Below are 24595 nucleotides of genomic sequence, written 5' to 3'. Positions count from 1 at the left end.
CCGCGATGTATCATCCTTACTTTCGAGGCAAGCAATTTGAGTTGATTGCCATTCGAGAGACGGCGCCTCTGCTCGCCTCTCGGAGCTTCGTTCCGATCATTGAGCCCGTGAAGGAGTCCTTGGGCAATCTTGAGCGTACCCTCAAGGCAATCTGCGATGCCGATGGGCGCGCGATCGTGATTGTGAATCCGCACCACGGCGATCACAGCGAAGATGGTATCGACATCTCAGAACTGCTTCGCAATGAGTTTCGTGGGCAACGGGATAGGATTTCTGCGGGCATATTGCTCAAGAAGGACATGCCCGTCGAGCAAGCGTTGGAAATTTATTTCGAGCATGAACATCAGAACACAACGTTCGTGCACGCGGGCTTTACGGACGCGAAGGGGCTTGCGGAGAGATTGGGCAGAAATCTCTCGCGAACTCGCAACGTTTTCTTCGAGGCGCATTGTGGGCGGCTCTATCGAAAGCACTTTCAGGGTAGTGCAGCCCGAATTCTCTTAAGAGACGGCTTTATTCGTCGTCGCAACGCAGATCAGCCTCGATTGGAGTTGTTCTCCGATCTGCACGTGACGTTCCAAGAAGAAGGCATGGACGGGTTCGGGGATTTTCAAATTGTAGGCGACGACTACACCGAGAGCGGCGGCCCCGCTTATGCCGTCGCGATCCATCTGACATTCATCGATCCTAAGCAGGACGACGTGATGTTTATTTATCATTTTGTTTCGAAGAGGAAGGACACGCCGACGGACCCGGCCGGCAAGTTTGCCGAAGCACTCGACAAATTGATCCAGATGCTCGATTCCGGTCAATCGAAGCTGCACGAGTCCAGCGCAATCGCGGAGTTTCGCGAACTCCATACCCTCGGCCACTTCCCCGGCCTCGGGTATGTGAAGAAGCTTTCGCTGAAGCATCATATCGAAACGCTCGGCGACTTCTTTGAGTGATGCTGCCATGCCGGATCGGTGCTGCGCGCATTGTTTTGACGACCGTGGACTGCGAAAGGATATCATTCCATCGCTTCGACCCTCCCGTGGGAATTGCCAGTTTTGTTACGCCATCGACGTTGACTTGGTTGAGCCACGGCAACTCGCGCCATATTTCGAACTTTTGACGAGCATCTACGAACCCGACGACGGGGGAAGGCTGCTGGTCGAGTGGATGAAGGATGACTGGCAGCTATTTCCACGCATGGACATTGCGCACTCGAAGGAATTGTTGGGGGAAATTCTCGACGACGGAGAGATCGTCAGAAAGCTCTTCTCGCCTTCCGCGACCTACCACAGTGAGGCGCTCATCGGCTGGGAAGCCCTTCGCGATGAGATGATGTACAAGAACCGATGGTTCTTGGATCAGGTGATCGATACGGATCGGCTGGAAAATCTTCTTGTTCACTTGCCAGCAGATGACTTGCCGATACAGTGGCACCGCGCGCGCATCCGCACTTCTGATACGATGTACACAATAGACCAGATGGGGGCGCCACCTAAGCGTTTGGCCACACACGGGCGCGCAAATCCGCCCGGCATTCCCTATCTTTATCTTGGTTCTCTGCCAGAGACCGCCGTGGCCGAGATACGCCCGCACACCGGAGAGGTCGCGTGCGTCGCGGATTTCATAGTTTCGGGTAAACTGAACGCGATCGATTTAAGAAATCCGCGCAAATTGGTTTCGCCGTTCTTGCTTGCAGAAGCTGGCGCGATCGGTCAACTGAGAGCCGACATTCCCTTTTTGGAGCGCTTGGGTGACGAGTTGACGCGACCGGTGCTCCCCCAGGGTGCGGCGATCGATTACATTCCCAGCCAATATCTTTGCGAGTTCATCAAGAAGAGCGGCTACGACGGCGTCATATACCGCAGTTCCGTCAGTGACGGTATTAACTTGGCTCTGTTCGATCCTAGCAAAGCTGTTCCGGGTGTCGTCGCTGCTTATGATGTCACGCGGGTAGCGGTCGAGGTTAGAGCATCCGTGTAAATCGCGATCCGGATGGAAGGCTATGGCGGCCCGGCGCAGCCCTCGCCCACGATCCGGCAATGCATCAACGGCGGGTTAAGCTGGCTGGAAGTGCGGTGCCATCGCTGCGACACCAAGGGCGAGTCTGCCGCTGGACGCCATCCGCCGCCCGCGCGACACGCCGCTATGGAAGCTCGAAGCCTCGCTAAAATGCCGCAACTGCCGCCATGGCCCATATGCCCCGCCAGTGCACATGATTAGGCTCACCGAAGAGCGGTCGATCACGGCCTATAAGTGGGTGCACCCCAACGAACAAGATCGGTGAGCGACGACCGGATCATTGGACCGGCTGCGGGTCGGGGAATTTCCAGTTGCCGTCCAGTATTTCGGCGCGAGGTCGATAGAGCCGCACCCAATAATTCCAACCGGGTGTGGTCGGAAGACAGTTCGGAACCTTGCCGTCGCAACCTCCCATCTGAACCGTGACGGCACCATCGGCGTCTTTCTTTGCCGTGGTGTTGTTCAGTGAGTAAGCGTTGTACGGATTCGGCTCCATGTATCCTTTTGCATTGTACATCGTGATGGACCAGAAGCCATCAACCGGCACGTCCTTGACCTTGAGGCGGTAGACGGCGTTGCCGTCATTCTTTGGAGGGGCAACTGTGAGGTATATGGCATCTTTCTCCGGGTTGCCGCCCCAGCCCGTTGCAGCGCCAACAAGATGGCGCACAGGATCAACCTGCTCTCGCGAACCAAACATTCGTTTGCTGTCGGGAATCGTCTGAGCGAGTTGCAGTAGGGCGTCGCGAACCCTTTTCTGACTTTCTGAGTCCCAGTTCGCAATTTCAAGCTTTCCAGAGCCCGCTTGCTTGATCTGGATAGCGTCTTGCAGCGCGTGAACCCTCTTTATGTCGTCAGGGTCATCCGGATTGACTAAACTAACTGTATACGTCGGGGTCTTTGCACGTCAACGTGCATGGATGAGAGGTGCTGGTAGTGACGTAGGTGCTGGTCCCAGCGGTTGCGGTCGCCGTGCGGGGGTAGTCAATGGGGGGCACGCCGGAGTTCGCAACACGCTGAGGTGCTGCGACAATGATCGATTCGCCGCGCGCTGTGATGTGCAGTTCGTGCCCAAGCTGCGATAGAGGATGAGATCGTGCTGGCGGTGATGAGACCACTGTATAAATGGGTGAACCCGAGCGAGGAAGATCGGTGAGCGTACAGTTGCGACCTTATTGACCAATTGGTGGCATTTGCCCGAAATACACGCGAGAGGAAGTCGGGGCAGAATTGGGCAGATGCTGAAAAGATTGATTGCGGCGACGGTGCTCGGATGGGCGCCCAGCGTTTCCTGCGCACAACCGATTTTGCTGACCTGTACGGGCACCTTGGTTCAATTCGCTCCGCAGCGAATTGAGGGCAATGTTGCACCGACATCGGTCACCATCGATCTCGAAGGAAAGACGGCTCGCGTGTTGGGCGGGACCTATGAGATCACCTCAATCAAGGAAAACGAACTGGTGCTGTCCGGCTCGTCTTCGGAGATGATGTTCTTCGGAACGGTGGACCGCACTGCGGGCACGATCAGCATCATGGCGATGCGGCCAGAGGAGCGCGCCAAGCTGAACAATGGCATGTCGGGCAAGATGTCCATAACAATCAATCTGAACTGCACCCCTGCGAAAAAGATGTTCTAAGGCCCGCAACAATATCAGATTCCTGAAGGCACAACGTGCGCCGACACTCAGACAGTTTCCCTCTCGTTCTCGCGGCGGGCGCACTCGCCATCGCTGGTCTGATCAAGAGTGTTTATGAGGATGCGGCGAAGGCATATGTGCTCGCAAAACTCACACAATGGGGCGTCGGTTCGCAAGCTGCTTCACTGCTGAGCGGCCTCACCGAGATCGCGCCAGCCGTGACCGGGGGCGGCATTATCGTTTGGAGCCTCTACCACTACATTAGAAACGACTTTGACAGGGCTGACCTTGTCATCGTGAAGCAGTTGGAGACACCTGACGGCGACTTCGGCCATTACACCGCCTATTTGAAGGTTCGGAACACCAGCCCGACCAAGAAACTGAATAACTGCCGGTGTGAGATCATCGAACTGCGACACGCTGATGGTGAGATCATTTGCAATCATGTTGGCCTCCGCACTCGCAACCAAGCCAACAAATCCACGCAGGGCCGGTTCAACCTAGATCAAGGCGCCGAGAAGTACGTTCCCCTGTTCAATATCGATCAGTCGTGTGATGATGATGGTGCATTCAAAGTGGTGAGTGCCGATGATCTGGAAATTCACCTAGAGCACGGCATCTACGTCGCTCAAGTGCGCGCGTATGGCGACTCAGGAGTCGCCGATGAAGTGACGGTGCGATTAAACACCAGCAATTGCCGTTTCGAGATCGTTCGCGATTTGCAATCCGCTTGAAGGCGAGCGTGCCGCACCTTGGCTTGTCTTATGCCGCGTCCACGCAGGGCACGCCGTCGGTGATGAGCAGATACAGCCGCGTGCCGCCCGCGCGGTGACAGAGCATGTGCGCTTTCGAGCAGCCGCACGGCGCGCTGCCGGGCGCGTACCAGAAAATCTGGCGATCCGCGTCGGTGTCGAACAGGAAATAGCCCTTGGATGTGTTGCCCGTGCAATGCGCCACGCGGTGACCGAAGAATGGTCCCTCTTGGTTTCCGTCGCCATGGCTGTGCCGCTCGCCACATTTTCGCTGCCACCGCCCGGCCATCGCATGCGCTCTCAGCGCGGCGGCGATCCAGTTCCTGATCGACGATGTCGATGCGGAAGAGTTGTTCGGCTGGGCCTACGAAGCCGATTGCGCCGCCAACGCGTATTCGCTGCCCTTGTTCCGATCGCCTTTGCGTTCCTCCTTCCACGCATGCATCGCCTCTTCAACGGCTTTCGGCGAAAGCAATTTCACTTCGATCTTGGCGGACGCATCTTCGAGCAGAACGTCCAGGTCAAAGGTACGGGTATGCTCGCAGGTGCCCGCTGATGTGCGTTCGCGCATGCAGCGCGAGGTGCACCGCTACGCGAAGACTGAGCGATTCGCATATGGCCATTACAGACCCCGCACCTGAGCACGCCGGCAAGTGGATGCTCATTATTGCGCGGGATCACGGCGCGACGCCGCGGCTTGCCAGTCGGCCCGAACATATGCATGGCTCGCGCGCTGCGAAGCTTGTGCGATCGATCCCAGAGCGCTTGCTGAATGATCCGCAGCTCGGGCTTTTTGACTAAGATATGACGTTCTTCTGGATTGCGCCGCCTCTGTTTCTTCTGCGGCTCCGGGTTGAGAACTCTCGAGCGAACGTTCCAATGTATCTCACCAATATTATAGATCGTTGCCGATAATGCCGCGACCATGCCGACCGCCTGTGATGCACTGATGATTTCAGGTCGTGCGCCCCGCCTTATTCTTGTGACGGGTTGCCCCTGGTGAGGGAATGCCTTCGCGGGTTAAAGCAGTAGCGATACTTCGGGTCGAGCGGCCCGCCGCATATTCGGTGAAGATGCGGCGCACAATCTTCGCTTCGTTCTCATCGATCGTGCGCTCGCCCGACGCGCCGGGCGGCCGATAACCATAGGCGTATGAGCCTGGAATTCTTCCGGTGGCAACAGCGTTGTCATGGCCGCGCCGAACCTTCTCGGCGAGCTGCGGCTTGTAGATCGTATTGTAGAGACTTGCGATACTGATGTCGGTGGCAGTCGCGTAGACGCCCTTCTGATCCATCAGCTCAACGCCATTGAATTTGAAAACCTGCTTGAGACGCTGGATGGTTGCGGGATCACGCGACAAGCGATCGAAATGCTCGACGACGACCACGTCGAAGTCATGGTTTCGCACACCCTTGAGCAGGAGCCTTCCCGTGTATCTTCCGTAAGGCCAGATTTTGCGGCGTCCACAAACTCCCCGATGACATCGAGGTTGTTGCGCAACGCGACCTTTCGGCACAGCAATAGCTGGCCGTCAATCGAGGTCGCCTTTTGCATGTCGCTGGAATAACGGGCGGATAGTACGGCCGTTTTCTTGGATGACGCTGTCGTCATGCGGGTCCTCTATCGGCTGTCCCGAGCCGTCATTTTCATCCCGCGCGATCTGACGTCCGATGGCGCGCGCGAGCTCATACCAGATTTCCTCATTGTCGGGATTATCCCAGCTCTGAGGGTGGAAGGCGTCAAGCGGTCGAATGATCGCCCATTGTCGTCGGGACGATCGGATGCGGGTACGCATTTGCAAACTCGCCAGCAGAGACTAACGTAAACTTCTGCACTGCGCTACGGCCCAGGCCGTAGTGATTGCTCGCAGCGCTCATGCTGACTTCGGCAGTGTCGAATGAAAATGAAACTTTTCAGGTATCCAAGCGCCCGAGAGGGCCTTCTTGGCGAAGAGGCGCGTGGCCGGGAGCACCTTTGCCAAACAAAGCGGAGTAAAAATACTTGCGCGTGACGGCGACGTAAGTCTGTTACCGGTCTCTCTCGTTCCAGAGGCGTGCGGGGTGCGCAGGCTCACACCGCGAGACGATGCGCCTTCCCCTTCCATTGGAGCGCCGCGGGCTCCCAATGGACGAATGGTCGATGCCAGGTATGGTCGCCAAATCAGCAAATTGAGCTCTTTGAGCGAAAACGGTATTATCGCGTTCTGACTCGCCATCAGAGAGCGAGGAGCAAGACGGGTAATCGGTGCCCCCAGACTTAGGCAGAAACGCGATATTTACCCCCGGCGGACCCAGCGACGGTACGCCCGTTGGGGATGCCGAGCGCGAGGCGATCGCATCTCTAGGTGGGTACACCTATCAGGTCGCGGCGGCGGCGCTTGCTTGGCTCGACCTTCCCGATGGCGCTCGCCTTTATCTGGAAGTAGCCGAAGATTACGCAACGCTTGCGGAACAAGTGCTTAGCGCAGTGCAGGTAAAAGACACCGCCGGCAGCGGGTCCGTCACCCTCAATTCAGAGAACGTGCGCGACGCGGTGAATGCGTTTGTGGGTCTGGTGGCCAGCAATCCGGGACGGCAAGTTCTGTTTCGCTATTTCACTACGTCGGCGATCGGAACGGAGCGTAAGATTGAAGACCGTCCCGGCGGCCAGCCCGGCCTGGTATATTGGCGTAAAGCCGCCGCGGGCGCCGATATCGCGCCTTTGAAAGCGATATTGCTTTCGGACAACTACTCTGAAGTTGTCCATAAGTTTGTTGGAGCGCGCGACGACACGGCGCTAAGACGAGATCTGTTGCAAAAAATTCATTGGGATTGCGGCAAGCCGGATCTCGCTGCCGTAACCATGGAGCTGCTGGAACGACTGGTCGTTCTTGGCCGAGATCGCTTTCAATTGGCGGCTCCTGAGGCACGTCGGCTGGCCGATATCGTTATGGTTCATGTGCTGAGGAAAAGCGTCCTCAAGAAAAGCGATGATCGTGTCCTGACGCGCGCAGAGCTTTACGCGGTGATCGATGAAGCAACACGCGTTTCGATGCCGCGTAGTAGCGTGGACGCGATGGCGCGACTGGCATCAAGCCTGTCGAGTGCTTTTGCCGGCACTGGTTCAGCTTTCGCCGTTGATCAGGTTGGCTGGATCGTATCAGGCCAGGATCTCGCTGCGCCGCGTGGGGTGATCGCGCGCCATGCGTTGCAGCAAAAGGCGCTTGATACGCTGACCAGCTGTGGGGCATTGGTGCTTGTTGGTGCCAGTGGTTTAGGAAAATCGCTTATTGCACGGAATGTTGCGCACGCTCGCGACGTTGACTTCACCTTGATTGATCTCCGTGATCTCGAAGCCGACGAGATGCGAAAACGCCTTGATTATTTTTTCGGGCGAATCGGGGCGTCGTTATCACAAGTCACAATCTTCGAAGATCTCAATCACCTCGAAGACCCCGGTGTTTCGCTCTCCTTCGGGCGGGTTATGGCGGCATTGGGGCGCCGTGACCGCACGGCAGTTGTCACTTGCTATCGGAAGCCGACCGTCAGCTCACTGAGCAAAGTCGGGCTCGATCCGGCTGCGATCGCAGATGTTCCTTACTTCTCGGAAGAGGAAACGAGGCAGGTGGTCCGCGAGAACGGCGGCGATCCGAACGTATGGGGTAATGTCGCTCATGCTGCCGGAGGCTTTGGGCATCCGCAGTTGGTGCATGCGTTTGCTGTCGGCATGGCGGTGCGCAACTGGCCCGCAAGCGACCTTCGGGAACTCGTTTCCCGTGGTCTTTCTTCCGACGATATCGAGGCCGCCAGGGAGGCCGCGCGGCGGCAGTTGGCTGCGCAGCTGCCGGAGCCCGCGCGCCGCCTTCTCTATCGCCTCAGCCTTGTAACCAATCGCTTCGACCGCCCACTTGCCCTCCGTATTGCCTCGCTGCCGCCTCCGGTGCCAAGCGCTGGCGATCATCTTGATATGCTGGTTGGTCCCTGGATCGAAGCGGCTGGTGATCATCGTTATCGCGTTTCGCCCTTGGCAGGTCAGTCCGGGCACAATTCGTTGACTGGCAACGAACAGCAGGAGATCCACGCGGCGATTGCATCGCACATGTTGCAACAGGGCCAATTGAATGTATCGGATGCAAATGCCGCCTTCCTTCACGCGCTAGCTGGACAATTCGAGCCGGGCCTCAGCGCATTAAGCCGAAATGTCATCACGTCGAGAGATGCGCCGCGCGCCCTCTTGGCCGAACATTTCTTCGCCTTACGTGTCATACGAACCGATCGGCCGATTTATCCCAGGAATCCCACGCTCTCGATCCTCTTGCGGATGGCGCAATTCCGGTTGGCCGCGGCGTCAGGTGATGGTGATGAGATCCGATCCACGGTCGGAGCGATGCTTGAAGAGGTGAAGGCTGCAGCGAATATTGAGGGCGGAACGCGATTCGTGTCGCTGATGTACTCGATGGTTCTCAATACGATGGGGATCGCAAACCATCTTCCAAACTGGTTCGAGTTGTTAAGGCAATTCCGTGCTGCCGTCGAAAACGATGCCGAGATGCAGCACCTGAAGAATAGGATGGAAGGCGACACGGACGGAAAGCCCGTCAACTTCTATGGCGCGCTCTTCTCCGTAGGTGCCACCGGCCTATCGAGCGTGGAAAGGCTCGAAGAGGTCGTCAATGGCCTCATGAGGGTCGATGATAACGAGCGGCGGATGTGGCTGGCGGGTTACGAACAGGAACAGCTCGGCTTTAGCACGTTCGTCAACGGTCCGTGGGCGGCTGAGCACAAGCGAGACGCGGTGAATGCCCAAGATGCGGCGGAGCGTTTCCGGCGGATGGCTGCGGCGTCAAGAGATTGGGGGCTTCGAGCTCTCACGGTGCAATTTCACGTCGCGCGCGCGGTGATGCTGGATGAGTACGGCCGTGCCAAGCAGGCAGCCTTAGCGGCTCTGGACGAAGCCGAGGCCGCGTTGGGCCCCGATATTGCTCTCGATCGGGCTCGCGCGAAAATCTATTGGCGCGACGATAAGTTCGCCGATGCGCTCGAGATCTGGCGGCGTATCGCCGATCGGCTTCCGAAGGAGAGCGCGGTTGAGCGAGCGTTTTCCCTGCGGGAGGCGGCGATCAACGCCGCGAAGGCCGGCGATTGGGAGCAATCTGAACAGTGGTTTCTGGAGGCGGAAAGCAGTGCCGCGGCAAGTGAACTGGACGGGATGGAGTCCATGTCGATTGGACTCGCCGCCGATGCGGGGGTGGCGGCCTTCCACGCGGGCTCGCCTGCGCGCGCTCTTACCAGTCTGGCAAGAGCGCTTCAGAGCTTGGGCCATCTGGACCCGAACCGGTCGCTGAAGGCAGCCTATTGTCATCGGGTGGTGCGCCACGCGGTCCTCTGGCTGCAAACGCAGATTGAAAGGCGTGAGGCCCTCATTGACGGTGAGCCGATCCAGATGATGCCGGGTACCTGCAGCAATCCAGAGCCGCCGGATGCGACGGCCTTGCCGCTCGGCCCCATCGATATGGCGTGGTACCTGTTGGCCCAGGCGGAAATCGTGTCGGACGTGGATGTTGGCATCTATGCGTCGTTGCGCAATCGGCTGAAGGACGGCCCGATACCCGTGCTTGAGGTCGGTGTTCGCAACCATCTGATGACGAGGGATGTTGAAAGACAGGATGCGGCCGGACTTGCCGATCATCTCGTGGGTTTCCTTGAGGGGTTAGCATTTACGAAGGCCGGCGGAGAGGCCTTGCGGACTAGTTGGGATGTCTTCGCGCCTCCGCGTGGCGAACTGCCCGCCTTGCCGCAGGATGAGACTACACTGGCTTGGGCGGATACTGTTGCCAGTGACTGCATTCTTGCGTTTGGAATGCTAGCCGCATTGTCCGGTCATGGAGATGCCATCACGGCCTTGGAAAAAGCACTTCTGTCCAAACTGGGCTTACGCTATGCAGGAAAAGCCACGCTAGAGAAGTGTCTCACTGACTCCGGTGCGCCAATCGAACTGGACGAAGCCGTAGCTGGTCTCTTGCGCGAAATAAAGGGGCGGGCACATATCGAGCCTCAAGATGTGTGGGGAATAGGTCTCCGGTTTTTCGAGAAGGCGAGGCAATCAAATTTCAAGAAGCACTTGGTTCCCAAGATCGCGGGATGGCTGCGCGCTGCCACACAGCGCATTATTGATGAGGAAAGCTTTCGCCTCACGCGCCCGAGGCAGGCTATTCCAGAATTAGAAGCTGTGCTGGCAAACAAACAGGATGACGAGGCATTTGTAGCCGCGCTTCTCATCACGCTGTCGGATGCCGTCGGAAGTGCGCTGGGCTCAACCTACCGGTCAGAACTCAAGCATATTGCAGACGGTAATTCGGCAGCCAAAGAATCTAACTGACAATCGTCGCTTGGTGAGTAACGCTGATGCTTGTTATTGAGAACAAGTTCATTGGTGACTTCAAGGTTGGGCGGGTGAGCCGCTCGAACATGACCGAATTGGTGAGGGCCGCCTAGTCGTTCGGATTGACGTCGTGTCGGCGCCAGGCTTCCAGAAATTGGCGGAGTGCGACGGCATCTTCATCGCTCCCGTTGCGTGCGTCGAGTTCTTCGACGCGACTGCGAAACGCCGCGAGGTCGAGCACAAGGTCGAGCGAGCGGACGCCCGCGCGCGTATGGCGCTTGGCGACGACGTCGCCTAAGCCGGCCATGCCCATACCCTGGCTCCACGAGTAGGTCGTAAATGCGCGCGCGAAAACAATGATGGCGGTATCCGACTTGAATTGCTGCGCGGTCCAGGCTTTGACTTCGGCCCCATCATCCTTTGCGACATCGCGCCAGACAAAGAGCATATGCGCTAACCGCCGGCTCTTCAGCAGTTCGCCCGACTGAGCGGCGGCTTGGATGTGCTGGAAGGTGAGCGCTTGGAGCACTTCGGCGTCGGCCTCGGTCGTGAGGCAGCGTTCCTCGGCCTCGCGCGGTTTGTTGTCGTATGGATGATAATCGCGATAGGCGGATCCCGCGAAGTCCGCAAGCCAGTTAAGGCTGGCACCCGCGCAGGCTGCGACGAACAGCGCTGACCGTGTGGCAAGGTCAAAGCGCTCCAGCGTCAGCACGCGCAGCAGCCAATGGATGCGCAGCTGATTATCGCCGATACTAAACCCACCCGCTTCATCAGTCTTAACGTCAAGTTCATCCGCGAGGGCGAACACGGCAGAAAGGAGTGGACCGACGTCTCGATCGGCGACTTCGGCCGCATGCAGCTGAAGCGCTTCCAAGAGGAGGGCGGCCTTGGTTTTTCCATCCTTCCGCTCGGTCGCAAGCGCGCTGCGAAGCCGGTTCTGAACAAATGCCTGATCGCTCGCAAGGGCGATGACGCTTCGGATTTTTTCGCGGGGTAAGACGCCATCGCCGAGGGAAAACCGGAAGTAAGCATCGAAGTGATCTTGCGCACACACGCGCCGTTCCCGCGCCCACTCAGTGGCTGAGTGCTCGCCGTAGTGAAGATTGCCCCAGACGCTCTCCAGACGCGGAAAGAGCCGCATCAAGGCACGGCGGAGCCGCTCTCGATCTCTTTCCCTGATGCTCCCCAGCAGGAGTTTTTCCATCGGAGCGGCTTCCTCCCGCCCGGAGCCGCCCATGCGGTCGCCGGTGCCGCAGAGTTCGTCCTTATGCCCGCGAAGCGCCCGGTACACATCGCCGCGAAGCAAGCGTAGAACTTCGAGCGCCACGAAATCCGCGCAATCGACTTCGGCCCCGATGGCAGGCCAGGTGACATTCAGCGCGTTCATCAATCGGACAAGGTCGCGCGGGGTCCGTATCTCGGGAGCGATCACTTCGTAGAAAATGTTCATGAAGCGCTTGAGCTTGTCTTCCGGCGGCGTGCCGCAGAGCGCGTCAACCTGGCGGAGCAATTCCTGGTTCAGATCGAAGGCCTGCGGTTGGGACAGATCGAAACCGGCTTGAATGATCTTTTCAAGATAATGCGGGCCTTCCGAGGGAAAGCGTTTGGCAACGATGGCTTCGGCGAGTCGAAGACCAGAAGGTAGACGACGTTGGGCAAGCGTCCCACGGACTTGACCAGCCGAAAGATCAGCAAAGCTTCATCGGGCGCGAGCCGGTCGATGTCATCGATCACGATCAGAAAGCGTGTCTTCTGCGCGGCAAGGGCGGCGGCGAGTTCAGCGTGCAGCTTCTCGACCGTGTCTTCAGTGTGAATGAGATCGGCCATCCAGCTGAACGACGCTTCGGCGGCTTTGCCCGCGCCCTTGTAACCGGCGAGGTCTGCGGCGGCACCGACGATCGAGCCCGCACCCAGCAGATGTGCGCCGATCTTCGGCAGCGCTTTCTTGAAACGTTCACCAAGCGATGGACCGAGACCGGCATAAAGCTCGCGGAAAAACGCCAGGGCCAGCGCTTCCTCACCTCGAAACCACCAGCAGGCAAAATTGAGAATTTTGATCTCGTCGGCCGCGACCGGCTCCTTAAGGTGGTGCTCGATGAGATTGACAGCGCTACTTTTGCCGGAGCCCCACGGCCCGTTGAGTGCGATGACCGTGCCTTCCGGTGCTTTGATCTTGCGGATGGCTGCGGCGAGCGCTTGCGCGAACGGATCCATGCCAAACCGGTCTTCATCCGGCAGCGTGATCGGCTTATCGTTCGGGGAGGAGTCTTGTGCGGTCATGGTCGATCAATTCGGCGTTCGGCGCGCAAGCGCGTGCGTGGGCAACATGAATCCCGATGTGCCTCTTCATACTTTACCCGACACGTCGATGACGATCACAGCAATGCGCTTGCGCATATCTTGCGGGATGAGATCGATCAGCATCTGCTCCATTTCCGCTGCCGTTTGGGGGCGGTTTCGGCCGCCGGGTGGCGCGGGTATCGGGCTCGGTCTCTTGTCCCCGAACCAGAAGACCCCGTAAACGCCAAAGCCCTTGGCCTCCGGATCGGGCGTATAAAACCGCTCGAGCTGCCCCTCGATCGCCGTCCAGACCTCCGCATGATAATCGCGCTTCAGCTCGCAGAGAATTTTGACCGACGGAACCGTGACGGAGATGTCCGCCCGTTTTTCGGCGACCATATGCCCTTCCGGCTCAACGGTGATCCCGAGCGGCTGCAGCGATGGGCGCATGAGATCAACGAGGTGATCCCGGCAAGCTTCCTCGGGTCGCGGGGCCGACGGGCGTGCATGCTTATCTAGATTCCAGAAGCCCTTGAAGATATCGGTGTTGGTGCGTGCGATGCGATGTTTTAGGTCATGGAGATGCGCGAACAGAAGCGCATGCAGATCGGCGGCGGTGGCCGGGCGCCCCTTCTCCAGCGCTGCGATGGTTTCGCGCCAGTCGGGCCGGTCGTATTCGGCGTCTCTGCGGCGCTGGCGCTGGTTGGCGAGCGCGTGGAGGAGATGAGGCCGATAGGAAGCAAGCGCGCTATTGGCGGTCAGGCGTTCCAGGGCCTCAGTTGCCGCGCGGCTGGGAGAAGCAGAAAGGGTGCTGCTGAGATTGCGGATCCATTGCGCGGCGTCCCAGGGATTATGATCGCCGCTCCAGCCGTCCGAAGGGAATGGGGCTTCCGGATAAAGACTTCCGGCGAGGGCCGTGAGAAATTCCAATATGGCCAATGACGTGTGCGACGATTGCGCGTCGTCGGCAAATCCTGATTTATCGCGGAGATCGAAGATGAACCCCGGTTGAACACTGGCGCGCTGCGTGACGGCGATTTCGAATTCGGAAGGAGAAAGAACATACGCGGTGGCGAGCCAAAGATCGCGCTGGCGTTCGCTCAACGCCGTGCCCGCAAGGAGGCTCCGGGCTAAGGCAAGCATGCGGGCATGGGCCGCCGGCCTTTTAGCCGCGGCGTTTAGCAATTCATCGACACGATACGGATCCGCGTTGGGAAATTCGCGCAAAAGATCGAGCACGATATCGATGCGATTGGGCTCGAAAGCGGCATCGGTCAACAACTCGTGGACGCCGTCCGCAATCTGCTCGTTGCGCGAAAGCCGGAGGCGCGCCGCGGCAAGGTAGGCTTCCTTCGCGAGATCAGGCCGGTGCTCCGTCACCGCCCTGCGCCAAGGCTGAGCGCTTGACCGGCTTGCGTCCTCCTCATTCTTGGGCACGGGACTGGTGAGGTCGAAGACCAGCATGCCCTTCAGAAAATCATCCGAAAGTCCGGCAAGCCCTTGGCCGGTGGAGCAGCGCTCGTTGAGCCCGGCGGTCAAGGCGTACCACCAATCGGAACGCTTGTGGTCCGCAGTGAGCGCCATCACATCCGCAAAACTCGGAAGGTCGTTGCGCGATAAGGATGCTATCAGGGCCTCAAGCGCCGCTTCGCGCCGCTCCTCGCCGAACCACGCTGCAAGTCGCGCGTGTGGTGTGGCGTTTCGCTCGGTATCGTTGTACAGCGCGAAATAGATCCTGCCGAGGTGTGCAAGCCAGCCCGCATGAGCGCCGCTCCGTATCAGGGCCGCATCTTGATCGAAGTCCTGCCGCTGCTTGTCCCGCGCGGCGCTTGGGTCGCGATTGCGCTTTGGGAGCCGTGAAAGATATTTGTCCGGAAGGCTTGTGACGATGGCCTTGGCGCGGGCGTCCGCCAGGCGCGCCTCGGTGTCGGCAAGCGACCAGAGGCGCGTAAATACATCCTCGGCATGCGGCTGCGTCGCGTGAATGCAAAGGGCAAGCGCGAACTCGAAAAGGAGAAGCTGGCGGTCACTGCCTGCATCAGCCGCGCCGAGTTCCTCCATCAGCAGATCGAGCAGGGCGTCGGTGCCGATCTCAAACAAGATGGCTTCACGGAATGTGTTGAACGCGTACCAGCGCTGTTCATCGACCGGCACGGTGCGGAAGAAATGGCGCGCGATCTCGGCTAGTCGCTCGGGCGTGGTTTGCATCGCGGCGCGTAATCCGCGCGCGCGGCCTTCGCCATCCTTGAACGCGGCGCGCTTTCTCAACCAGCGGAGCGCGCGTTCGGGATTGACAGTGCCGGGGGCCTCCCAAGCGCGAACAAGAAGATGGGCATAGAGCGAGGCAACTTCCCAGCGGCGGCGATCAAACCCGCCACTCTCGCGGTCGGGGAAGTCAATTCCGTCCAGGATGGTTGGCAGGTCGGTGAGCGGCAGATGATCGTGCAGAGCCCAGAGCGTTCCCGTGCCGGCTATATCGCCACTTTCAAAGCAGTCATTGACCAGGGCGATGACGTCAGTAGCACCATACGGATCGCCGTAAAGCGCAAGCAGCGCTTCGACCCGAAGACGGATATCGTTCACGCTCTTGCCAAGCTGCCCATAGGCATTGCGCAGAGCCGTCTTGCCTGCGGGCCCCAGGCGTACCAGCGCGGCGAGCGCGTGTGTCCGCTCGGCGTAAGGTGATGCTTGCCGCCCCACCACGGCTTCGAGATCGGGCAGCATCTCCGGCAGCGGCGTTCCCAGCGCGAGCGCATCCAGCACCACGGAGCGAATTCCAAAGCTCGAAGCAGGATTCTTGAGAATGGCTTGGAACTCGCCCACCATGTCTTTCCGCGCGAGTCCGCCGATGGCTTTGGCCTGCCAGTTGCCCGACCGAAACCATGGATTTTCGTTCGACAGCCGGTCGAGCGCCCGGATGAGGCACGCGCAGGCGGAAGGCGATAAGGAAGCTGCATCGCCGTACGTCAAAATACCATAGGGGTCCGTCTCGATCAGGTCGTTTGCGCGTTCGGGCAAATGAATTGCGAGCCATGCATGAAGACCGCGCAGTTCGGATGCCGGATTTCCATCGACGCCCATGAGCGCCGTGACCCGGCCGAACGGGAGCCCCTGGCGAACGCGTCCGGCGAGGAATTCGGCGGCAAGAAATTCGGCGGTGGTGCGGTGCGCGTAATCGACGGTCTCAGGTTCGGACCCGGCATCGAAGATCCGCCGGCCAAGTGCGGCCTGCACCCGTTCCGGCGGAAAAAACGTCACCGTGCGATAGCCCGGAATTTGTTCGGTGCCTTCCTGATCGGTGAGACTGACGGCATCCACATCGCTGATCAGGCGGGCGGCGCAGACACCGCCAGCCGCGGGCCGCAAATCGGCTACCGAGAACGAGCCGCTGCCGGAACGCGCGCGCTCCTTGTCGAACTCCTGCAGCATGAGCTCGGTCGACAGCTCGAAAAGTTCTTTGCGCGTTGCGGGCCAGCTTCCGGTCTGGACGGCGCGCCGCAGCATGATGAGATTTTGTGGGTTCGCCAGGAAGTCATCGAGGTTTCGCTCGGTCGCTTCGGTCAGGAATGCCTCTGCCGCGGCGGGGTCGAGACCCTCCGCCGCCAGCACGGCCAGCTGCTCATCGCGGGAAAGACTTTGGAGCAAGAGAACCGGTGGCTCGCCTTGCTGCTCGAAATACGGTTGAAATCCGGCGAGGTCGCTCTCGCCCAGCCAGTCGGCTACGCGGCACGAGATCCTGACCTTGCCGGGATTCGCCGCGAAGAGTTTCTCGACTATCTCATCGACGGTGTCGCGGTCGGCGCGCCCCGCGCGTTTTTCGTCGAGGCCATCGATGAACAGCGCCTGGCCGCGAAGGCGATCGGCGGGAAGGCTCAAAAACGCGCGTGCCTTCAAAAACCGTCCGCCTTCACGCTCGGCCGCCTGCTTAAAGACATGCGTTTTGCCTGCGCCGGGATCGCCAAGCAGAACGAGGTTCGGACTGGCCGCAAAGTCGGTGAAGGGCCGGGCGTCGGCATCCTGCGGCCGGTCGGATTTGAGGTTGAGTTGACGAACGATACGGGTCATGGCGGGATCATGCGGCTGCAAGGACGGTCGACTCGCCCAACGAGGTCTGTGAGCTTACCATTTCTGAAGATTAGATGCTTCTCTCCGGACGACCGGAGCATCCCAATCGGGAAACACCGCTGGCATACAGGGCAGATTGCCCGCCGCGTCACGCGGAAGAATGCTTTGATCGCGTCCTGATCGGCGGTGATGCTGTAGCATGCACATGCTATTGCAGGTAATCCTTCTTCAGCCGGTTCAAATCGCCGGCGGCGACTTTGAGTTGGGCCGTGGATGGCGGCGTGTCGTCATGCGGGCCGGGCGTCACGTAGCCATAGGCGGCGTTGAGTTTGCCTTTGTGGGAGGGGTCCTGCGTCAGAAGTGCGAGGGCTTTGGCGCTGAAATCGCCATAGGCTTTGCCGTCATAGTCCGTGATGGACGCCATCGCATCGCCATTGGCGTGACGCGATTTGACGATGAGCTCCTTGCAGAAGCGCTCGATAATCCGTCGTAGCCGCGTGGCGCCTTCTTTGCGTTGGTCGCTGTCTTGCGAATTGATGAAAGGGCGTGCTTGCGCAAGCATGGTCGCGAGCGCATCGCCCTGGTCGCGGATCTCGCTTCCGGCAACGGGGTTTTCGCGCACGATCTGGAACTGAGTGGCACCGCGGTGTTCCCAGCGATGGCCAATGTCCTTCCAGCTCTTATGATCCTGCGTGATGACGATGACCTGCAGGCCGGCATCCAGCAATGCCTCGATGACGGAGGAGGCAAAGTTCGGCCGGAAATCATCGTCGCTGGTGAGAACGGGGTCATCCAGCACGACGAAGCCCGCCCCGCCATCAATGGCGCGCGCGAGAAAGAGCGATAAGCCCAGACAGTGGAGCTGCGATTGGCTGAACACCGCAACGGCGTCGCGAAGCTTGATGTCGCTGCGGTCCTCCTTGGCGCTGAGCCCCACTTTGACGTCGACCGTTCGCCGCGTCTTGGCGCCCCGGCGTTGTACCCCGCTGAAGAAGGTCGGCTCGCCTGGGCGAAGTCTCTCCCACCAAGCGAGGACATTGGCGCTAAGATCGGTGAATTTCTCGTCGGCGACCTTACCGCTGGCTGCGTCGATCTCACGCAGCGCTTTTTCAAGCGTCTTGACCGTTTGTTGATGCTGCTGGAGCGCATCAAGCGCCTGCAGGGCGCCCGCGGAATCGCGCGCGAGGGCAATCAGCTCTTCCCAGCCGCTGGTGCGGCTGCTTTGGTCGACCGCCGACTTTACCCCTGCACTGATGGCATCGATGGCTGCCGTGTAAACCGACGCGGCTGTTTCAAGCTGAGGAAAATGATCTCCGGCCTCTTCCATGCCGTGCAGAAGTTCAGCGCCCTCGTCCCACGTCGCGATATTCTTGACGGCGGCCTCGATCCTGCTTCGCAGGGCTGCGATGCGATCACTATACCGCTTCGCCGTGCGCCAAAGCGCACGCGAGGCCGCGGCCCAACGGCGCGTGCCTTCGACATCATTGGATAAGGCTTCGACGCGCTTGACGGTAAAACCGCGCGTTCGCCTTTCGGCTGCAGTGATCGTTATGAACCGCGGCAACGCTGCAAAGGCGGCGCTGCTTAAGGCGGACAATGCGGCGTCCGTTGCCCGTAAGGCGGCGAGCGCCGCCTTCTCGGCGGCCTGATAGGCTTCGTTGGCGTTGAGTTGTTCGCGCAGGAAATTGACACGTTCCGGCGTCAGCGTGCTTGCGGCGCCGCACAGGGGACAGTCCATAGGTTCCGAACACGTATGGACCGCAGGGATGGAGAGCGCGCTCTCAAAAAGGGCGACGAGCCGCTGTGTTTCGCCGGAGGTTGCGGCCTTCTCGCGCGCAAACGCGGTCAAGGTATCCGCAAGGTTCGCGGTCGGATCAGTCCATGGCGCGAGCGGCTTGCGGCCGAAGAGATCTATCGGAAACGCCTGGGCGCGCCGTGCGGTGAGTTCTGATTCAAGCTGGTCGATGCGCTCGCTCAAGCTCGCCTTGGCAGAAACGCCGATCGCGGTGAGGATCGCTTGCAGTGCGCCCGCGAGAGCCCGTTCGATCGCCGGCTTTGTCTTCGCGTTGCGGATCGTCTTCAATGGCGCGGTCAGCTCGGCGATGCTCTCCAAGGCGGACAGGTTTTTGATTTCCGCGCTCGAGGGCGCCGAAAGTTCGGCAGGAAGCATCGCGACCGCGGCCCGGAAGTCTTCGAGGTCTTGCGTGTCCAGCACGGCGCGAAAATAAGCGGCGCGGTCGGTCGGTGATGCCGTGAAGACGTAACCAAGCGTGTGTTGCGCAAGGACCGGCGCCCGCAAAGGCGGAAGAAGAAGGCGTAAGCCAAGGCGCGTCTCGACATCGGCTTCCGTGCAAGGCGCGCCGTCGATCTCAAGCGTACTGACGCATGACGTGCTGCCGTCGTAATCAGCGGTGAGCGTCCGGCGGAGCCGGCGGCAGACGCCATCAGGACAAACGAGATGCGCTTCAACGAACACCGCAACCGTATCGGGTATGTGGGCGTTGCGGAGCGCACGCGAAAATTCGTCTTTGGCGCTGGCCAGCAGTTCGCGCCGCGCAATGTGGCCGGTCAGGAGAAACTCGATCGCTTCTGCGAGGCTGGTTTTGCCCTGGCTGTTGCCGCCCCACAGAGCCACCACGGAATCCGGCAGCGTGAAGGACTGTGGGCTCGCGCCGAAACCGCGGAAGCCCTGGAGATCAATCCGTTGGATGCGATGCTTCATCTTGGCTCTGTTTCTTTGAAGCATGATCTTGAACGGCCGACAGCATACGTGCCTTCGCTTGCTCACGAGGACCGTTGCGCCATGCATCAAGCAGAGCGGCGGCCAGCGTATCGGGCTGCAAGTGACTTTGCAGTCGGCCGAGATTCGTGAGATCCGGCGGCGGAGGGGTTGCTGGAGGTTCAGTCGGCCCTGACATGGCTTGCTCTTTTCGAGGCGGGAGGGAGAAAGGGAACAACCGTAGGGCGAAGGCTCGCAAGACAAAAATGACGGTCGGAACGAGATCTCCCTATATACCCAAAGATTCTACGGCCATTGAATTTAGTTAACGAAATCAAAGGCGTAAGGATCGGCTGACTCCTGTCGTCCGAAGAATGTTCGTTATTTGTTCTCACGGCTCGTTTGTCGGAACACTCGCTATGTCTCGTGCTGGTTCCCGCTCCTTATCACGCTACGACGCGACTCCCGCGCGCCGCAACTCGTCTATCGGCGCGATCGACCCAGCTATCGATCCAGATCGAAATTACTTTCAGCCGTTGGATGCGTTTCCAGCACTGCCCCAGTCAAAAGACCAAGGAAGAGCCTTAGCAGCCAGTGCCGTCCGATTGGCTAAGGCTTCAGCTCGTGGTTAGCGGCGCATCCGCAGTTCGGCGATGTCGTGCAACGGACCCAGCTCCAGATCGATGAACCCGGACGCCGCCTTGCCGAAGCCCGCGAAGAGAAAGCGATATTCTCTTCGATACCCGATGCGCGGGTGATTCGTTCTGTGAGTACCGGGGATTGAACCGGGTATTGGCGGAGGGAGGCAATCGCCGTATATTCGTCTGGCAAATCCGTCCGCCCACAGGCCCAGCGGCGGAGGATGCGTTTGGCTAAGGGGGTGCGCTACGCCCATCCTTTGGCTACCGGGAACGCTCCCGGATCACGATTGTCCTGGTACCAGCGCGTGGTACCGCGTGCAGTAGGGCCTCGGCTGCACAAGGGATGATCCCAACGAACTTTCCGTGTTTGGCACGGTACGTGGGATTATTCCTATGAAGACAATCGGCTGGGCCGCAATCATCTACACAGTTCACGACGCTTACACCTTCGGCGCGTTTTGCCTGCTTATCGCTGGCGAGATCGGTGCCGCATATCTGCGTAAGCCGGCTCGCCGGCATGCAACGAATATTAAGAATCGCGCCTTAAGCCGATGTTTACTTTGAGCGGCTAATCTCAGGGTGCCGAACCAGCTTTCTCTTTCAATTTCAGAGGCCTCGGTGAGCACATCAAACCGGAATGTCCAAAAGTTGGACGTACTGTTTCTGGACATGGAGCGTACAAATGTTGGGAATTGAACTGCCTCAGTGGCGCAAGCGTCACCGCCTCACCCAGGACGGACTGCGGATGGAGCTGGGGATCGGCTCACGCCAGACCATCATCACCTGGGAAAAATCGGACAAGCCTCTGCCCCGGATGGTGGAGCTCGCACTCCTCGCCCTAGAGCATTTGCCTGAGAACCGAAAGGTAGACGGATTCCGGTACGCCACTCCCGATTACCCCGAGCAGCGGGCACGGCCCACGTTCTGATGAAAACACTCGGTTGGGCAGCGATCATTTATAACGTCCACGACGCGCTGACGTTTTGCGCCGTGTTGCTGCTCATCGTCGGAGAATGCACCGCCACGTACATCGCCCACCGCAAGCCTAAGCGGAGGTAGCCGTTCTGGCTTTTTTGTCCGCGGCTACCTTGGCATCAGTTGCGACCACGATGTGACTTCCGCAGGAATACAGGGCGCTGGTCACCATTTGAGTATCGTTCATATCCCGGATGGATTGCTTCTGCCGTTCATTTTCTGTGAGAGCGAGGTACGCTTCCCGCGCAGCGTCACACCTGATTTGGATTTCCTTGTCGTCGAGCGAGTGCGCCAGCTCATTTCGGACCCAAGAGCAGAGCGTGAGTAGCTGCCACATCGGTTGGCCGACCTCGGCGGGATCGAGGCGCTTGCATTCCTTGATCTTGTCCGACGTGAAGAAATAGCGCTTGGGGTCTTTGCCGTAGGCTTCCAGTAGTTCGATCATAAACCGCTCGACGGTGATTTGCGCCTTCACAACCCCCAGGATCATTTCATCGGTTCGTTTTACTTTCTCTGTGAACCGCTCGTGGGCCTCTTTGAAAAGCCGGTCGCGTTCGTTCGGCTCAGGATCGTCGAGAACGACCCATTGAAACTCGTCCATCACTCCCTCCCTGGTTGAAAGGACCCATGACATAATTCGGGGGGTAGTTCACCGTCTTTGCGGTCGGCGCGTCCCATGCGCAAATCCTGACAAAGCGCGGGGTCTATACGCATAGTGTCGGGCCGGCCATGAAGAAGGTACACGTAGGATCAGAGGTAAAGCTCCCGAAAGGCGGATGTCTTTTTATAACGGACGAATTTCTCGACCTCCCGGACTGGCGCCATCCGCGCCGATTTGACCCTCTGCACGACTCCTTCAACCCTCTCGCGGATCTCGACTACGCCAAGGCGTGCTCGACCTTTGACATCTTTGATGCGCTATTTGTCGGCGGCCCGGCCACCCAAGCCATCGACTTGGCTCGGATCAGATCCGCCCGCGCGAAGTCCCGCTCGGGCAGCGCGTAAAATCCTGATGCTTCGGTGTTTCTTGCTCGACAAGTCGCTGGAGCCTGCAGCAGTCACGGACGGTTCTACCCAGAATCTAGTCGAGGCACCGTTCCGGCAGATCGCCGATCTTCACTCGATGGTTCAACCCTCCGGTGGAGACGACGTAGCCCATCACGCCGTCCTTCGATTTGACGAAGGCCAACGTAGATTGCCCACAGGCGAACGAGATCTGTCCAGATGCGATTTCCAGCGCGGTGCTTTCTCCGGCGTAGCAATGGAGCGTGATCGGGCGTTCCGTGACCTCGATCTCCAGTGCGTAAGTGAATGTGATATCCTTCACTTGGAAGCGCTGGCCGAGAGCGTCGATGACGTAGAAGCCCTCCATCGGTGCAACGATTTGACCGTTAAGGGTCTGGCGGATGTTCCGATTGCGGGCCTCCGGGGGCAATTTGTCCATGATGAGGGATTGAATACCTTCGCCGGTGTAGGGCGTGCCGTCAGGAGTATAGACCGTGGATGGATTCGCGACCTTTTGCTCGCTTTCCATCACGCGAACGCGACCCTCGATCGCGGTGAAGTTGTGGAACAAGCCGACGATTGTGACGGTGCGAATCCACTCAAAGGATTCCGCCTCAGCTAACTCCATGCACGTCAGGTTCAGTGCTTTGGCCTTGGCGCGGGCCGTGCTCGTAAAGCCGTTGGCGGCAACTACGATTCCGTGGTGAATTCCAGTCTTTTCGCACTTTTTGGCGAAGGCCTCAATCTGAGGAACTCCTACCTTTCGCCCTTGGTCCCTGCACTCAATGGCGGTCAGATTCGGCCCGTGATGGGTACGACGGATAATCACCACGTCATGTTCACGAAGCCGACCGGTGTCCTTGTCGGGCAACCTTAAAGAGGAAGCGACGGCAACTCCGTCCTGGTGCGCGAACATACGCTCCAAGATGGCGACGAGATTATGGAATCGCTGACCAGGTCGTTCAAGAGAGACGATTTCTTTCACGGCGCAGATCGTACCCCTCAAATTACAGAAGTTTCTCGAAATTACGGCCGCTTTGCCGGAAGTGGCGCAACTGGTACTGGGCTTGGCGCGACGCCTGCGGCGGGGCTCGAAGGTGGAGGCGTTGCATCGTATAAGGTGTGCACACCGGCGACAACGAGAGCGATGACCAACACCGCATACACAACAAGCAGTACGCCGCGGGTCTCACGATAGTTTTTCATCGCTTGTTCGATCGGCGTTTCCGCGATTTCTTCCCGCTCGCGAACCGAGATGTAGTTATAAAGGCTCTGCATCCAGCTCCGCCGGGAAGAAGCCTGGCTTTCGAAAAACGCCCCATTGATCCGCCACTGTAACGCGAACGACAAACCGACGAATATTGCGGCAGCAAAAATAGAATAGGGACGAGATCAGAGGACCAGGGGTCTTGGCCGCGTCACCCAGGATCTTCAATATGAAAGGCGCCGCCGAGACGATGATGGCGCTGGTTCTGCGCGGCCTCCCTGCTTTCCGCGCACGGACGATTGCATCGACGACCGGCACAAAGAAGCAGAGCGACTTACCCGAGCCAGTTCCGGTCGTGACCACATAACTCTGGCCGGCCCGAGCCTTTGCGATCGACTGCGCCTGATGGCGGTGAAACTGTAGGGGTGTCGCCCCAAACCGGAATATTTTCCCGGTCGCTTCGTCGAGATCGCCCGAGGCGACGAGAGCGTCGACGGTCGGGCCCCTAAGGTATTGAGGGTTGAGGGACAGAAGCGCGTCTGGCCAGAACCGCCCCGCATCGTACTTGCGATCGACCTCGGATTTTAGATCGTCAGATCGAATGGTGCTGAATGACCGCGAGAAACGGGCATAGGAGCCAATAAGGCGATGGTCAAATTCGAACGCCTTCATTGCCCCCCGGACAAGCTATCTTTTCCGCCAAACGCTCACCAATTCGGTGAATAAAGTCAATTAAACAACCGTCGGATCAAATCGACCGAACCGGCTTGCCGGCCTGGTCCGGGAACGGCAGAACGCTTTCCCGCCCATGGAAAATGCGGGCATTATCGTCCCTCGGCATCGACGATCCCAGTGAGCGAAGCCGTCTCGCTCTGGGCGGCACGGCAGAGAGCACCGGCAGGTGAAATTTCGTAGCACTTTCCCTGTTGCCGCCGATCCAC

General features: G+C 59.1%; 21 protein-coding genes and 2 pseudogenes. 9 read left to right on the top strand and 14 right to left on the bottom strand.

All coding sequences use genetic code 11. The features are described from left to right. Positions 1–5: 5 nt before the first annotated feature. The 3 genes and pseudogenes from ACVI1L_RS03470 to ACVI1L_RS03460 all read left to right on the top strand — a co-directional run. The gene (locus ACVI1L_RS03470) at positions 6–947 is read left to right on the top strand and encodes a sce7725 family protein (RefSeq protein WP_456782300.1); all 942 of its coding nucleotides are present in this window, start codon (positions 6–8) and stop codon (positions 945–947) included. Next, the gene (locus ACVI1L_RS03465; protein ID WP_456782299.1) at positions 940–1974 is read left to right on the top strand and encodes an RES family NAD+ phosphorylase; all 1035 of its coding nucleotides are present in this window, start codon (positions 940–942) and stop codon (positions 1972–1974) included. Before ACVI1L_RS03470 ends, ACVI1L_RS03465 begins: the two co-directional genes overlap by 8 nt. Before the next feature lie 3 nt (positions 1975–1977). After that, positions 1978–2278: pseudogene (locus tag ACVI1L_RS03460) on the top strand (hypothetical protein); the annotation flags it as partial. 12 nt (positions 2279–2290) lie between these two features. Here the strand turns inward: ACVI1L_RS03460 and ACVI1L_RS03455 are convergent. After that, entirely contained in the window at positions 2291–2713 is a 423-nt protein-coding gene (locus ACVI1L_RS03455; RefSeq protein WP_456782298.1) for a DUF1214 domain-containing protein, read from the bottom strand. A gap of 538 nt (positions 2714–3251) precedes the next feature. Here ACVI1L_RS03455 and ACVI1L_RS03450 point away from each other — a divergent pair. Together ACVI1L_RS03450 and ACVI1L_RS03445 are read left to right on the top strand one after the other, a co-directional pair. Next, a complete protein-coding gene (locus ACVI1L_RS03450; RefSeq protein WP_456782297.1) occupies positions 3252–3650 on the top strand; it encodes a hypothetical protein in 399 nt (132 codons plus the stop codon). Positions 3651–3685: 35 nt separating this feature from the next. After that, a complete protein-coding gene (locus tag ACVI1L_RS03445) occupies positions 3686–4384 on the top strand; it encodes a hypothetical protein (protein WP_456782296.1) in 699 nt (232 codons plus the stop codon). A 28-nt stretch (positions 4385–4412) separates the two neighbouring features. On the opposite strand, the gene ACVI1L_RS03440 is transcribed toward ACVI1L_RS03445, so the two are convergent. Further along, on the bottom strand, positions 4413–4691 hold the full coding sequence (locus ACVI1L_RS03440) for a hypothetical protein (RefSeq protein ID WP_456782295.1): 279 nt from the start codon (positions 4689–4691) through the stop codon (positions 4413–4415). Between the two features lie 75 nt (positions 4692–4766). Continuing rightward, positions 4767–4973 carry a hypothetical protein gene (locus ACVI1L_RS03435; protein ID WP_456782294.1) on the bottom strand — a complete coding sequence of 69 codons (207 nt, stop codon included), beginning with the start codon at positions 4971–4973 and terminating at the stop codon, positions 4767–4769. 44 nt (positions 4974–5017) lie between these two features. Here ACVI1L_RS03435 and ACVI1L_RS03430 point away from each other — a divergent pair, with 44 nt between their 5' ends. Further along, the gene (locus tag ACVI1L_RS03430; RefSeq protein ID WP_456782293.1) at positions 5018–5203 is read left to right on the top strand and encodes a hypothetical protein; all 186 of its coding nucleotides are present in this window, start codon (positions 5018–5020) and stop codon (positions 5201–5203) included. Between the two features lie 154 nt (positions 5204–5357). On the opposite strand, the gene ACVI1L_RS03425 is transcribed toward ACVI1L_RS03430, so the two are convergent. From ACVI1L_RS03425 to ACVI1L_RS03415, 3 genes and pseudogenes are all read right to left on the bottom strand, one after another. Next, the gene (locus ACVI1L_RS03425) at positions 5358–5486 is read right to left on the bottom strand and encodes a recombinase family protein (RefSeq protein ID WP_456785504.1); all 129 of its coding nucleotides are present in this window, start codon (positions 5484–5486) and stop codon (positions 5358–5360) included. 141 nt (positions 5487–5627) lie between these two features. Beyond that, positions 5628–5956: pseudogene (locus ACVI1L_RS03420) on the bottom strand (recombinase family protein); the annotation flags it as partial. Beyond that, positions 5934–6197 (bottom strand): hypothetical protein, encoded by a 264-nt coding sequence (locus ACVI1L_RS03415; RefSeq protein WP_456782292.1) that lies wholly within the window; start codon positions 6195–6197, stop codon positions 5934–5936. The pseudogene ACVI1L_RS03420 and the gene ACVI1L_RS03415, both read right to left, overlap by 23 nt. A 449-nt stretch (positions 6198–6646) precedes the next feature. Between ACVI1L_RS03415 and ACVI1L_RS03410 the strand changes: the two genes are divergently transcribed. Further along, a complete protein-coding gene (locus ACVI1L_RS03410) occupies positions 6647–10759 on the top strand; it encodes a hypothetical protein (RefSeq protein ID WP_456782291.1) in 4113 nt (1370 codons plus the stop codon). Positions 10760–10871: 112 nt separating this feature from the next. Here the strand turns inward: ACVI1L_RS03410 and ACVI1L_RS03405 are convergent, their stop codons facing one another. From ACVI1L_RS03405 to ACVI1L_RS03390, 4 genes are all read right to left on the bottom strand, one after another. Further along, the gene (locus tag ACVI1L_RS03405; RefSeq protein WP_456785503.1) at positions 10872–12308 is read right to left on the bottom strand and encodes a hypothetical protein; all 1437 of its coding nucleotides are present in this window, start codon (positions 12306–12308) and stop codon (positions 10872–10874) included. Further along, positions 12281–13042: a KAP family P-loop NTPase fold protein gene (locus ACVI1L_RS03400; protein WP_456782290.1), complete on the bottom strand. Its 762-nt coding sequence runs from the start codon at positions 13040–13042 to the stop codon at positions 12281–12283. Before ACVI1L_RS03400 ends, ACVI1L_RS03405 begins: the two co-directional genes overlap by 28 nt. 66 nt (positions 13043–13108) lie before the next feature. Then, positions 13109–17107 carry an NACHT domain-containing protein gene (locus ACVI1L_RS03395; RefSeq protein ID WP_456782289.1) on the bottom strand — a complete coding sequence of 1333 codons (3999 nt, stop codon included), beginning with the start codon at positions 17105–17107 and terminating at the stop codon, positions 13109–13111. Positions 17108–17315: 208 nt separating this feature from the next. After that, positions 17316–19829 carry an AAA family ATPase gene (locus ACVI1L_RS03390; RefSeq protein ID WP_456782288.1) on the bottom strand — a complete coding sequence of 838 codons (2514 nt, stop codon included), beginning with the start codon at positions 19827–19829 and terminating at the stop codon, positions 17316–17318. A 1320-nt stretch (positions 19830–21149) separates the two neighbouring features. On the opposite strand from ACVI1L_RS03390, the gene ACVI1L_RS03385 reads away from it, so the two are divergent. Continuing rightward, positions 21150–21395, top strand: a complete 246-nt coding sequence (locus tag ACVI1L_RS03385) for a hypothetical protein (protein ID WP_370154210.1) — start codon at positions 21150–21152, stop codon at positions 21393–21395. 117 nt (positions 21396–21512) lie between these two features. Here the strand turns inward: ACVI1L_RS03385 and ACVI1L_RS03380 are convergent, their stop codons facing one another. Then, positions 21513–22043: a hypothetical protein gene (locus ACVI1L_RS03380; RefSeq protein ID WP_456782287.1), complete on the bottom strand. Its 531-nt coding sequence runs from the start codon at positions 22041–22043 to the stop codon at positions 21513–21515. Positions 22044–22171: 128 nt separating this feature from the next. On the opposite strand from ACVI1L_RS03380, the gene ACVI1L_RS03375 reads away from it, so the two are divergent. Further along, the gene (locus ACVI1L_RS03375) at positions 22172–22447 is read left to right on the top strand and encodes a hypothetical protein (protein WP_456782286.1); all 276 of its coding nucleotides are present in this window, start codon (positions 22172–22174) and stop codon (positions 22445–22447) included. Between the two features lie 76 nt (positions 22448–22523). Here the strand turns inward: ACVI1L_RS03375 and ACVI1L_RS03370 are convergent, their stop codons facing one another. From ACVI1L_RS03370 to ACVI1L_RS03360, 3 genes are read right to left on the bottom strand one after another with little or no spacing between them, the layout of a single operon-like run. Then, on the bottom strand, positions 22524–23432 hold the full coding sequence (locus ACVI1L_RS03370; RefSeq protein ID WP_456782285.1) for a restriction endonuclease: 909 nt from the start codon (positions 23430–23432) through the stop codon (positions 22524–22526). A 41-nt stretch (positions 23433–23473) separates the two neighbouring features. Beyond that, on the bottom strand, positions 23474–23725 hold the full coding sequence (locus tag ACVI1L_RS03365; RefSeq protein WP_456782284.1) for a hypothetical protein: 252 nt from the start codon (positions 23723–23725) through the stop codon (positions 23474–23476). Beyond that, positions 23709–24326, bottom strand: coding sequence for a DEAD/DEAH box helicase (locus ACVI1L_RS03360; RefSeq protein ID WP_456782283.1), 618 nt, complete (start codon positions 24324–24326; stop codon positions 23709–23711). The genes ACVI1L_RS03365 and ACVI1L_RS03360 overlap by 17 nt, the downstream gene beginning before the upstream one ends. Between the last annotated feature and the right edge of the window lie 269 nt (positions 24327–24595).

Source organism: Bradyrhizobium sp. USDA 4516 (genome assembly GCF_054055915.1).
This window is presented reverse-complemented; position numbering and strand designations above follow the sequence as displayed.